Here is an 11,916-nt window from a genome sequence, read left to right as displayed (position 1 = left end):
GCGTTCGCGCCGGCGCGGGCCGGTAGGCTGCGGGTCGCTCCGGTCCGCCGTCACCCAACCGGAACCAAGAAAGGCCGCAAACCGACGCCGCTCGCCTAGAGCTTGGGCTCCCACCGGGCGCTGGTCAGAAGCCACTCGTCGTCGATGCGGCGCCAGCCGGTCTCGACGTCGTACACCTGCGCGGACTGCTCGAGCAGGCCACCGGCCCCGCCGCGCGCCGCCGCAGTGAACCGGACGGTCGCGAAGTCGTCGCGCAGCATGATGTCGAGCGGCCCAATGGTCAGCCCGACGTCGCGGTAGCGCAGGAACGCGCCCTGGGCGAGGCGTGCGGCACCCGCACGGTCGAGGCCCTCGGGTCCGACGAAGTCGTCGGCGAGCACGGCGCGCAGGCCGCCGACGTCACGCGCTTCGAGCGCGTCCTGCACGCGCTGCATCTGCGCCCGCAGCTGCGCCTCGGGCGGCGTGCCGCGGCACCCTGAAAGGCCGGCGATGGCGAAGGCGAGCGCAAGGAGGAAGCAACGAAGACCGATCGGCGGCATGGGCGTTCCAACTCGAGGCGAGGCCGCCACGCTACCGCGCGCCGCGCCATCCACGGAAGCCGCAGCGAGGCCTCGCCACGCGATCGTTCTGCCTTGCCAGCCCCTAGAGCCTATGCTCCAATCGAACCGACAACGTACGCCTCCGCATCGGCACGCGGGCGGCCCGAAACGCGCTAGGGAGAGGGGATCTCGATGAGTCTGGAACGTCCGTGGTTGGCGCAGTACCCGGCGAGCGTGTCGCCGACGATCGACGTCGAGGAGTTCCCGTCGATCGTGTCGGTGCTCGAGAACGCGATCGAGAAGTACCGCGATCGCCCCGCCTTCGCCAACCTCGGCAAGGTGCTGACCTACGGTGAGGTCGACCGCCTCAGCCGGCAGTTCGCGGCCTACCTGCTCGGCGAGCTCAAGCTCAAGAAGGGCGATCGCGTCGCGATCATGATGCCCAACTGCCTGCAGTACCCGATCGCCACGTTCGGCGTGCTGCGAGCGGGTCTGACGGTCGTCAACGTCAATCCGATGTACACCGCGCGCGAGCTCAAGCACCAGCTCGTCGATTCCGGCGCCAGCGCCATCCTGGTCCTCGACAACTTCGGCACGACGGTGCAGGAAGTCGTCGCCGACACGCAGATCAAGCAGGTCATCACCACCGGCCTGGGCGACATGCTCGGCTTCCCGAAGGGCTCGATCGTCAACTTCGTGCTCAAGCACGTGAAGAAGATGGTGCCCGACTACGACATCCCGGGCGCGATCCGGTTCCGCGACGCGCTGACCCTCGGGCAGATGCATGCCCTGCCCGACGTGCAGAGCGCGCCGGAGGACGTGGCGTTCCTGCAGTACACCGGCGGCACCACCGGCGTGGCCAAGGGCGCGATGCTGACCCACCGCAACATGGTGGCGAACATGCAGCAGGCTGCGGCGTGGGTCGGCACCAACGTCAAGCTGGGCGAGGAGATCATCGTCACCGCGCTGCCGCTGTACCACATCTTCGCGTTGACGGCGAACGGACTGGTCTTCATGAAGTTCGGCGGACTGAACTACCTGATCACCAATCCGCGCGACATGCCGGGCTTCGTCAAGGAGCTCAAGAAGATCCCCTTCACGGCCATCACCGGCGTCAATACGCTGTTCAACGGCCTGCTCAACACCCCGGGCTTCGACGAGGTCGATTTCTCCCACCTGCACCTCACCCTCGGCGGCGGCATGGCCGTGCAGCGCGCGGTGGCCGAGCGCTGGAAGCAGGTCACCGGCGTGACCCTCGTCGAGGCCTACGGCCTGACCGAGACCTCGCCCGCCGCGTGCATCAACCCGATGGACCTGCCGGACTACAACGGCGCCATCGGCCTGCCGATCCCGTCGACCGACGCCTGCGTCAAGGACGAGGACGGCCGGATGCTGCCGGTCGGCGAAGTCGGCGAGCTGTGCATCAAGGGCCCGCAGGTCATGAAGGGCTACTGGAACCGGCCCGAAGAAACGGCCAACGTCATCGATAACGAAGGCTGGCTGCACACCGGCGACATGGCCCGCATGGATGAGCAGGGCTTCTTCTATATCGTCGACCGCAAGAAGGACATGATCCTGGTCTCGGGCTTCAACGTGTACCCGAACGAGATCGAGGACGTCATCGCGATGATGCCGGGGGTCCTCGAGGTGGCCGCGGTCGGCGTGCCGGATGAGAAGTCGGGCGAGGCCGTCAAGGTGGTCATCGTCAAGAAGGACCCGGCGCTGACGGCCGACCAGGTCCGCGCCCACGCCCGCGAGAACCTGACCGGCTACAAGCACCCGAAATTCGTCGAGTTCCGGACCGAACTGCCCAAGACCAACGTCGGCAAGATCCTGCGCCGCGAGCTCCGGGACCCGCCCGCCGCAGGGTGACGCCCAGGGGCAGCTGCCCCGGCCCGACCGACCTGCCCGCGCCCGCCAGGCCCCGCGCCTTGCGGGCGTTTCCTTTTAGGCGCATAGAATCGATTGTCGGACGCCCAGAGCAGCACCCCTTTGTCGTCCCGTAGCAGCGACCGGCCGGGACGGCACTTCCCTACGGAGACTTCGCCATGTCAGTCGTTCAGCCGTTCTACCGCACCGAGTCCTACGACACCCTGCGCACCACCGAAGACACCGAGCGCAGCGTGTTCTGGTGCCACATGCACGCCAACCTCGTGGCGTCCCCGGGCCGCGCCTGCTTCTCGACCCAGCTGGTCGACGACATCCTCGACTACCAGCGCAACCTCGGCGCGCGGCTGCGCCTGGAGTCCAACCTGCGCCGCGGCGACAAGCTGCCGCACGTCGTGCTGGCGTCGGACAACGACGTGTTCAACCTCGGCGGCGACCTCGAGCTGTTCTGCCAGCTGATCCGTCGCGGCGACCGCGAGGGCCTGATGGCCTACGCACGCCAGTGCGTCCGCGGCGTGCACGCGTTCCACGTCGGCATCGACGCCGGTGCACACAGCATCGCCTTGGTCCAGGGCGACGCGCTCGGCGGCGGGTTCGAGGCGGCGCTCAGCTGCCACACGATCGTCGCCGAGGAAGGCGCGCTGATGGGCCTGCCGGAGGTGCTGTTCGACCTGTTCCCGGGCATGGGCGCGTATTCGTTCCTGTGCAAGCGCATCGCGCCGCGCCAGGCAGAAAAGCTGATGCTCGAGGGCAACGTGTTCGCCGCCGAAGAGCTCTACAAGATGGGGCTGGTCGACGTTCTCGCTCCGAAGGGCCAGGGCATGGACGCGGTCGACGAGGTCATCCGCGCCAACCGTCGCATCCCGCACGCCCGCGCCGCGATGCACCGCGTCCGCGACATGGCGCAGCCGGTGACGCTGCAGGAAATGATGGACATCACCGAGGTGTGGGTCGACACGGCGCTGCGCCTGGGCGAGAAGTCGCTGCGCACGATGGAACGGCTGGTGCGCGCGCAGTACCGCCGCCAGGGTGCCGCCTGCGGGGCCTGATCGGCCCGCGCTGACGCTGGATCACTCCGGGCCGGGGTGCGTATCGCCCTGCCCGGCGTCCTGCGACAGCAGTCCCCGCAGTTCCGACCGCGCCTGGTGGGCGGTGGTTTCGACCATCCGCTCGAGGTCGCCGGTCAGCCGTTTGCCGTCGCGCGACAGCGCGGCGACGCCGTGGCGCATCAGTTGCTGGCAGCGTTCGGCCAGCGCCGCGGCACCGAGGTTCCCCGCCACGCCGCGCATCGCATGCGCCGCCTCGTGCAGCGCTTCGCCGTCGTTGTCCTGTGCCGCCTGCTGAATCATGCCCATGCAGCGGGTCATGTCGCGCAGGCACTGTTCGACGAACTGGCGCAGGAACGCGTCGCCGAGCTGCATCGACGCCAGCTCCTGCAGCACGCCGCCGCTTTCCGACAGGGGTGTCGCTGGCCCCACCGATTTCACCCGCTCGGCCTCGCGCGCCGTTGCGCCGGAGGCGGCCCGCGCCAGCGTCTCGAGCAGCCGCGCCACCACGACCGGCTTGGTCAGGAACGCGAACGAGCCCGCGCGCTCGGCCTCCTCCAGTGCCTGCACCGTCGCGTCGGCGGACAGCACGATGATCGGCGTGCGTGGACCGCCCGCCTGGAGCACCCTCGCCTGCCGGATCACGTCGAACCCGCTCATGCCGGGCATGTGCAGGTCGAGCACGACCGCGTCGAGCTGGCTGGTCTCGATGCGGTCGAGCGCCTGCTCGCCGTCTTCGGCGAACACCACGCGATGGCCGGCGCGTTCGAGCAGCCGCTGCAGCACGATGCGGTTGGCCGGCTGGTCGTCGGCGACCAGCACCGTCAGGCTGCGCACGCGCGCGCGGTGGCGGATGAACGGATCGTCGAATGCGATGACCTTCGACGCGTCGGCGCTGGGATTCGGCACGGCCGCGAGCTGCGGTGCCGACGTCTGGTACACCTGCTGGGTCACTGCCGTCAGCGGCAGGTCGACCCAGAAGTGCGTGCCGCCACCGGTGTTGTCCTCGAAGCCGATCCCGCCGCCCATCAGCTCGGTCAGCGTCTTGGCGATCGTGATGCCGAGGCCGCTGCCGCCGTAGCGGCGGTCGCGGCCGCTGTCGACCTGCTCGAACGCCTGGAAAATCCGCGCGCGGGCCTCGTGCGGGATGCCGATGCCGGTGTCGCGCACCGAGAACCGCACCTGCAGCTCGTCGCCGCGACGCGACAGCTCGCGCACGTGCACGCTCACCCGACCGCTCGGGGTGAACTTCACCGCGTTGTTGGCCAGGTTCAGCAGCACCTGCAGCAGGTGTTGCGAGTCCCCGCGCAGGATCATCGGCACCGACGGGTCGCACTCGAACCGCAGCTCGACCTGCTTGGCCGCCGCCTGCTGCACGACCATCTTGCGGACACGCTCGAGCAGCGCCCGCGGGTCGAAGTCCTGCACCTGGGTGCGGAGCTTCCCGGCCTCGATCGCGGAAATGTCGAGGATGTCGTCGACCAGCAGCAGCAGCGTCTGCGCGGACGTCTGGATGATCTCGGCCGACTCGCGCTGCGAGTCGTCCAGCTTGCTGGTGACCAGCAGGTCGGCCATGCCGATGATGCCGTTGAGCGGCGTGCGCAGCTCGTGGCTCATGTTCGCCACGAAGCGGGTCTTGGCCTCGTTGGCCCGGCGCGACTCCTCGATCGCGCCGGTGAGCGCATTGAGCAGGGAGTCGAAGTACAGCGGCACGGCGATCACGCCGAGCAGCAGGCCCCAGGCCAGGTAGGGATTCGCGCCCCAGTACGGCGACAGGCGAATCACGCTGAGGAACGACAGCGTCGCCAGCGCGGTGGCGATGCGCAGGTAGCGGTTGCCGTAGCGCATACCGTTGCCGATGGTCACCCACAGGAACACGGCGTACAGCGGCGACGCGGGCTCGCCCTCGAGGATCATCACCGCGCCGATCGCGCTGTAGTCGGCGACCATCCCGACCCAGCGCCGCGCGTGGGAGACACCGGGGTTGCGAAGGATGAGCGCGAGCAGCGTCACCGAGACCAGCAGCTCGCCGACCAGGATCAGCCACGTCACCAGCAGCGTGCCGGTGTCCTCGACCCCCAGCAGGTTCCAGCCCATGTAGGCGATGAACAGCGAGACGATCGCGATGCGCACGATGTTCTGCGCATGCTCGGTGTCGGGCCGGCCCGACAGGCGCGAACGGACGGAGGCGAGGATCTCTCTCATCGGCTAGTCGATGCCGGGGCGCGCCACGCTCTTGGAAAACTGCAGGCAGATCTCTTCGAGCCGCGAGCGGCCGCGCATCAGCGCATCGACGCAGCGCGGGTCGAACAGGCGGCCGCGCTGCGCGTAGAGGTAGCCGAGCGCGCTGTCGAGGTCCCACGCCTTCTTGTACGGGCGCGGCGAGACCAGCGCGTCGAGCACGTCGGCGACCGCGACGATGCGCGCCTCCAGCGCGATCTCGTCGCCGGCCAGCCCGTCGGGATAGCCGCTGCCGTCGTAGCGCTCGTGGTGGCGCAGCGCGATCGTCGCGCCGGTCTGGATGAAGCGGTTCTGGCTGCCGCTGAGCAGCTCGTGGCCGATGCGGGGGTGCCGGCGCATGATCGCGGTCTCGGCCTCGTCGAGCGGGCCCGGCTTCAGCAGCACCGCGTCCGGGATGGCGATCTTGCCGATGTCGTGCAGCGGCGCGGCCAGCTCGATCATCCGCACCTCGTCCTCGAACATCCCGAGCTGTTCGGCAATCAGGCCCGCGATCCGCGCCATGCGCTCGAGGTATGCGCTGGTTCCGGCGTCGCGGTATTCGATCGCGCGCGCCAGCCGCGACAGCGTCTCGCGCTCGCGCTCTTCGACCTCGTGCATGCTCGCCAGCAGGCGCTGCTCGAGCGACAGCGCACGCTGCTTGACGTTCTCGGACTGCTGGCGCAACTGCAGCAGGTTGCGGCAGCGGGCGCGCAGTTCGCGCGGGCGCACCGGCTTGACGAGGAAGTCGATCACGCCGGCGTCGAGCGCGGCCTGACGGATCGGCTCGTCGCCGACGACGGTGACCAGGATGATCGGGATGTCGCGGTGCATCGGCATGCGCCGGAAGCGGCGCGCGAATTCGAGCCCGTCGATGCCGGGCATGCGGTAGTCGAGCAGCAGCAGGTCGGGCTGGCTGGACTCGCACCAGGCCATCGCCGCCTCGGGCTCGCCGAAGTCGAAGACGTTCAGCTCCGAGGCGATGTCCTCGATGATGTGGCGCAGCATCGTGCGCGCCGAAGTCTGATCATCAACTATGACGACATTCACGCGGGCGTCTGGACCATGCAGCGGCGCGAGGACCGGGTTCGCCCGCAGCATACCGCGCGCAATCGTGAATAGGCACCCGTCGCGCCGGGTCGCACAAGGCGTTGCGACAACTCAGGCGCCGTGCGCTTCCGGACGCATGTAGGGGAACAGCAGCACGTCGCGGATCGACGCCGAATCGGTCAGCAGCATCACCAGCCGGTCGATGCCGATGCCCAGCCCGCCGGTCGGCGGCAGCCCGACCTCGAGCGCGCGGATGTAGTCGGCGTCGAAGTGCATGGCCTCGTCGTCGCCGCCCTCCTTTGCGTCGACCTGCGCCTGGAACCGCGCGGCCTGGTCTTCGGGGTCGTTGAGCTCGCTGAAGCCGTTGGCCAGCTCCTTGCCGCCGATGAACAGCTCGAAGCGGTCGGTCAGCTCCGGGTCGCGGTCGCTGGCGCGGGCCAGCGGACTGACCTCGACCGGGTGGTCGGTGATGAAGGTCGGCTGCACCAGCGTGTGTTCGACCGTCTTCTCGAACACCTCCAGCAGCAGCTTGCCCCAGCCGTACGACGGCTTGACGCCGATTTTCAGGCGCGCGCAGTGGGCGCGCATCCGGTCGAGGTCGCGCAGGTCGTCGCGCGCGATCTCCGGATTGTGTTCGAGCACCGCGTCGATCATCGACCAGCGCCGGAATGCCGGCCCCAGGTCGATCGCCTGGCCGTCCCACTCGACTGCGGTGGACCCGAGCACCTGCGCCGCGACGTCGCGGATCACCCCTTCGGTGAGGTCCATGATCTCGGTGTACGTGGCATACGCCTCGTACAGCTCGAGCATCGTGAACTCGGGGTTGTGCCGGGTCGACACGCCCTCGTTGCGGAAGTTCCGGTTGATCTCGTAGACGCGCTCAAGGCCGCCGACGACGAGGCGCTTGAGGTACAGCTCCGGCGCGACGCGCAGGTACAGCTGCAGGTCCAGCGCGTTGTGGTGGGTCACGAACGGCTTGGCCGTGGCGCCGCCGGGGATGTAATGCATCATCGGCGTCTCGACCTCGAGGAAGCGCCGGGTGTCGAGCCACTCCCGCATCGCGCGGATGATCTTGCTGCGCTTGACGAACACCTCGCGCGCCTCGGGCGAGACGATCAGGTCGACGTAGCGCTGGCGGTAGCGCTGTTCGACGTCGCTGAGCCCGTGGAACTTGTCCGGCAGCGGGCGCAGCGCCTTGGTCAGCAGGCGCAACGCCTCGGCCTTCACCGACAGTTCGCCCGTGCGGGTGCGGGTCAATGTGCCTTCGGCGCCGACGATGTCGCCGACGTCCCAGCCCTTGAAGGCCTCGTAGGTATCGCCGAGCGCGTTCGACTGCAGGAACAGCTGCACGCGGCCCGATTCGTCCTGGATCTGCACGAAGCTGGCCTTGCCCATCACCCGCTTCAGCAGCACGCGGCCGGCCACGGCGACCCGGCGGCCCTCCGCTTCGAGCGCCTCGCCGGTCCAGCGGTCGGCGTCGGCGAATTCGGCCTGCAGGTCGCCTGCGTAGTGTGCGCGGCGGAAGTCGTTCGGGAACGCGATGCCCTGCCCTCGCAGCGCGCGCAGTTTGGCCCGGCGCTCGGCGATCAGGAAGTTCTCGTCGGCGTGCGGCGGCTGGAGGTCGTCGGTCATGGCATCGGGTCTGGTGGGCGCGGCCCCGGGTCCGGGGCAGGCGGTGCGTGCAGTGTGGGCGAGGCCCGGGCGCGGGGCAAAGAAGCGGCGGGCCACCCGCGGGAGGCCCGTCGGGTCAGACGGCGTCGCTGCGTTTCGAGCCGGCCTCGAGGCCGGCCTTCAGGCTGGCCTCGACGAACTCGTCGAGGTCGCCGTCGAGCACCTTCTGCGTATCGCTGCGCTCGATGCCGGTGCGCAGGTCCTTGATGCGGCTCTGGTCGAGCACGTAGTTGCGGATCTGGCTGCCCCAGCCGATGTCGGACTTGGTGGCTTCCACGGCATCGCGCTCGGCGTTGCGCTTCTGGATCTCGAGCTCGTACAGCTTGGCCGCCAGCATCTTCATCGCATTGTCGCGGTTCTGGTGCTGGCTGCGGCCGGTCTGGCACGCGACCACGATGTTGGTCGGGATGTGGGTGATGCGCACCGCCGACTCGGTCTTGTTGACGTGCTGGCCGCCGGCGCCGGACGACCGGTACACGTCGGTGCGCAGGTCGGCCGGGTTGATCTCGATGTCGATGTTGTCGTCGACTTCCGGCGACACGAACACCGAGGTGAAGCTGGTGTGCCGGCGGTTGTCGGAGTCGAACGGCGACTTGCGCACCAGCCGGTGCACGCCGGTCTCGGTCTTCAGCCAGCCGTAGGCGAAATCGCCCTCGACCCGGAGCGTCGCCGACTTGATGCCGGCCACGTCACCGCCGCTGACTTCCATCAGCTCGGTCTTCCAGCCGCGCGACTCGCACCAGCGCAGGTACATGCGCAGCAGGATCTCGGCCCAGTCCTGGGCCTCGGTGCCGCCGGCGCCGGCCTGGATGTCGACGAACGCGTTCGCGCCGTCCATCTGGCCGGAGAACATGCGGCGGAACTCAAGCTTCTCGACGTCCTTGGCGTAGCGCTCGACGTCGTCGACCACCGCGAGCGCGGTGCCCTCGTCGTCTTCCATTTCGGCCAGCTCGAGCAGTTCGCCGGCGCCGACGAGGCCTTCCTTCAGCGTGCGGATGCCGTCGACGACCTTTTCGAGCGACGAGCGCTCGCGGCCGAGGGCTTGGGCGCGTTCGGCGTTGTTCCAGACGTCCGGGCTTTCCAGCTCGCGGTTTACTTCCTCGAGACGTTCGACCTTCTGGTCGTAGTCAAAGGTACCCCCTCAGCGAATCCAGCCGACCGGTCAGGTCGGCGATTCGCTGGCGGACGGGATTGAGTTCGATCATGTCCGTTTGGCTGCCGTGGCGCGGATGAACCGGCGATTCTAGCAAGCCCGGCGCGGCGGTTGGCCGCTGCGTTCAGCCACCGACGCCGGCGCGCCCGCGCAGCCCGTCGCGATAGCGGCGGCTGCACGGCAGCGGCCCGCTGCCGGGCTCGCGCAGGTGGACCCGCGCGTCGCCGCTGTCGAGCGGCTCGATCGAGCCGATCTGGTCGAGGTTGACGATGTAGCTGCGATGGATGCGGACGAACCGCGCGGGGTCGAGCTTGGCCTCGACGCCGCCGATCGTGCTGCGCAGCGGGTAGTCGTGGCCGCGCACGCGCAGGTTGACGTAGTTGCCGGACGCCCGCGCCCACTCGATGTCCGCCGCCGCGACCAGGAACTCCCGCCCCAGCTTGCGCACGAGGAACCGCTCCGGGCGTTCGACCGGCTCGAGCGGCTCGCCCTCGTCCGGCGCCGCCAGCAGGCTGGCCTCGCCCTGCCACCGCCGCAGCAGCAGCCGGTAGATCTCGATCGTGGCGACCATGCCGGCATAGGAGCGCACATCTTTCAGGTACTCGTAGAACAGCTCCGACGGCCACGGCCCGAACGGGTAGTCCAGGCCTTGGGTCGCGTAGGCCAGCTTGCGCAGCGCCACCATGCCGAGGACGTGCGCCACCGAGAACACGACGCTGCCGAGCACGTGCCACGGCAGCACCCGCCGGAGCGTGTCCCAGTGCAGCGGGAATCGCCGGCTGAACCAGACGACGGCCGGGATCAGCGCCAGCATCACCACGCCGCTGCTGGTCTCCCAGACCACCGGCTCCCACGTCGCGAAATCCAGGTCGACCCGGCGCACGTCCATCGCCACGGTGATGCTGTTGCCGATGGCGTTGATCAGGGTCAGGACGACCCAGTAGCCGATTTCGACCGTGCGCTTCCACGGCAGGTAGCGTTCGTAGGCGGAGTGGTCGGCGGGGCGCATCGGCGGATTGTACGGACGGGGGCGCGGTCCCCGCCTCCGCTCGTCCCTGCAGCCCGCGGTTCGTCCCTGCGCGGCCCCCGCTCCGTCACCCGACGGTCGAAACGGCGCGTGGGACGGCGCTAGCGTGGCTGCATCCGACCTGCCGAGGTGCCCGATGGAACGCCGCCACGACCTCGACGCGATCCGCGTCGCCGCCTTCGGGCTGCTCGTGCTCTACCACGTCGGCATGTACTACGTGAGCTGGGACTGGCACGTCAAAAGCCCGGCCGCGGGCGAGACGCTGGAGCCGCTGATGCTGCTGACCGCGCCGTGGCGGCTGGCCCTGCTGTTCTTGGTCTCGGGCGCGGCCACGGCGTTCCTGCTAGACCGTGGCACGCGCGGCTTCATCGGCGCGCGCTCGTGGCGCCTGCTGGTCCCGCTGCTGTTCGGCATGCTGGTGGTCGTGCCGCCGCAGGCCTACTACGAGGTGATGGACTCGCGCATCCCGGGCGGCTACCACGACGGCTACCTCGCCTTCTGGGGGCGGTACCTGCAGGCGGACCCGGGGTTCTGCGACGACGACGGGTGCCTGGACGTGCCGACCTGGAACCACCTGTGGTTCGTCGCGTACCTGTGGGTATACACCGTGATCGCGTGGGCGCTCGCGCGGCTGGCGCCTCGCGCCGTGTCCGGGTTGCGGTCCCGTGTCGGCCGGTGGCTCGCCGGCCCGGCGGCGCTGTGGGCGCCGATCGCGCTGGTGGCGATCGCGCGGATCGCGCTGGTGGGCCGCTTCGAGTCGACGCACGGCCTCGTCGACGACTGGTACAACCACGCCCAGTACCTGCCGGTGTTCCTGCTCGGCTTCCTGCTCGCGCGGGCCGACGGCTTCTGGCAGCGGCTGCAGCGCCTGCGCTGGCTGTCGCTGGGGCTCGCGGGCGCAAGCTACGCGTTCCTGGCCTGGTACTTCTACGGGTCCGGCTACGGCGACAACGTCCCGCACCTGCTGCGCGGGGTGCAACGCGCGGTCTGGGCGGTCAACCAGTGGAGCGCGATCGCGGCGGTCTGCGGCTTCGCGTACCGCTTCCGCAACGCCAACAGCGGGACGCTGCGCTACCTCGTGCCGGCGGTGTTCCCGGTCTACATCCTCCACCAGACGGTGATCGTCGTGGCCGCCTACCGGCTGCGGCCGCTGGCGATGCCGCCGCTGCTGGAGGGACTGCTGCTGGTGGCGCTCACATTCGCGGCGTGCTTCGGCGCCTACGAGGTCATCCGGCGCGTCGGCTGGCTGCGGCCGCTGTTCGGACTCAAGCGCGCCGCTGCGGCGCCATCGGCCCGACTGCAGACCGAGCCCGCGCCGTAGCGCGT

The 11,916-nt window shown here is 69.4% G+C and carries 9 protein-coding genes; 3 read left to right on the top strand and 6 right to left on the bottom strand.

All coding sequences use genetic code 11. The annotated features are described in order from the left end of the window. Positions 1-95: 95 nt before the first annotated feature. Positions 96-539, bottom strand: coding sequence for a nuclear transport factor 2 family protein (locus tag D3A60_RS08095; protein WP_119718189.1), 444 nt, complete (start codon positions 537-539; stop codon positions 96-98). Between the two features lie 192 nt (positions 540-731). Between D3A60_RS08095 and D3A60_RS08090 the strand changes: the two genes are divergently transcribed. Together D3A60_RS08090 and D3A60_RS08085 are read left to right on the top strand one after the other, a co-directional pair. After that, entirely contained in the window at positions 732-2,411 is a 1,680-nt protein-coding gene (locus D3A60_RS08090; RefSeq protein ID WP_119718188.1) for a long-chain fatty acid--CoA ligase, read from the top strand. Between the two features lie 176 nt (positions 2,412-2,587). Beyond that, positions 2,588-3,475 (top strand): crotonase/enoyl-CoA hydratase family protein, encoded by an 888-nt coding sequence (locus tag D3A60_RS08085; RefSeq protein WP_119718187.1) that lies wholly within the window; start codon positions 2,588-2,590, stop codon positions 3,473-3,475. 21 nt (positions 3,476-3,496) lie between these two features. Here the strand turns inward: D3A60_RS08085 and D3A60_RS08080 are convergent, their stop codons facing one another. The 5 genes from D3A60_RS08080 to D3A60_RS08060 all read right to left on the bottom strand — a co-directional run bounded on the left by D3A60_RS08080 (position 3,497) and on the right by D3A60_RS08060 (position 10,572). Then, on the bottom strand, positions 3,497-5,677 hold the full coding sequence (locus D3A60_RS08080) for an ATP-binding protein (RefSeq protein ID WP_119718186.1): 2,181 nt from the start codon (positions 5,675-5,677) through the stop codon (positions 3,497-3,499). Between the two features lie 3 nt (positions 5,678-5,680). After that, a complete protein-coding gene (locus D3A60_RS08075; RefSeq protein WP_119718185.1) occupies positions 5,681-6,790 on the bottom strand; it encodes a response regulator in 1,110 nt (369 codons plus the stop codon). A gap of 60 nt (positions 6,791-6,850) precedes the next feature. After that, positions 6,851-8,371: a lysine--tRNA ligase gene (gene lysS, locus D3A60_RS08070; RefSeq protein WP_119718184.1), complete on the bottom strand. Its 1,521-nt coding sequence runs from the start codon at positions 8,369-8,371 to the stop codon at positions 6,851-6,853. Between the two features lie 115 nt (positions 8,372-8,486). After that, positions 8,487-9,615 (bottom strand): peptide chain release factor 2 gene (gene prfB, locus D3A60_RS08065; protein ID WP_119718183.1). Its coding sequence is split into 2 segments (ribosomal slippage): positions 8,487-9,539 and positions 9,541-9,615, totalling 1,128 coding nucleotides; the frame shifts between segments, so codons are not numbered across the junction. A 72-nt stretch (positions 9,616-9,687) separates the two neighbouring features. Continuing rightward, positions 9,688-10,572 carry a LytTR family DNA-binding domain-containing protein gene (locus tag D3A60_RS08060; RefSeq protein WP_119718182.1) on the bottom strand — a complete coding sequence of 295 codons (885 nt, stop codon included), beginning with the start codon at positions 10,570-10,572 and terminating at the stop codon, positions 9,688-9,690. Positions 10,573-10,726: 154 nt separating this feature from the next. Between D3A60_RS08060 and D3A60_RS08055 the strand changes: the two genes are divergently transcribed. Next, the gene (locus D3A60_RS08055) at positions 10,727-11,911 is read left to right on the top strand and encodes an acyltransferase family protein (protein WP_119718181.1); all 1,185 of its coding nucleotides are present in this window, start codon (positions 10,727-10,729) and stop codon (positions 11,909-11,911) included. Positions 11,912-11,916 lie beyond the last annotated feature (5 nt).

The sequence above is a fragment of the Cognatilysobacter tabacisoli genome (assembly GCF_003586305.1).
GTDB classification, from domain to species: Bacteria; Pseudomonadota; Gammaproteobacteria; order Xanthomonadales; family Xanthomonadaceae; genus Cognatilysobacter_A; species Cognatilysobacter_A tabacisoli.
This window is presented reverse-complemented; position numbering and strand designations above follow the sequence as displayed.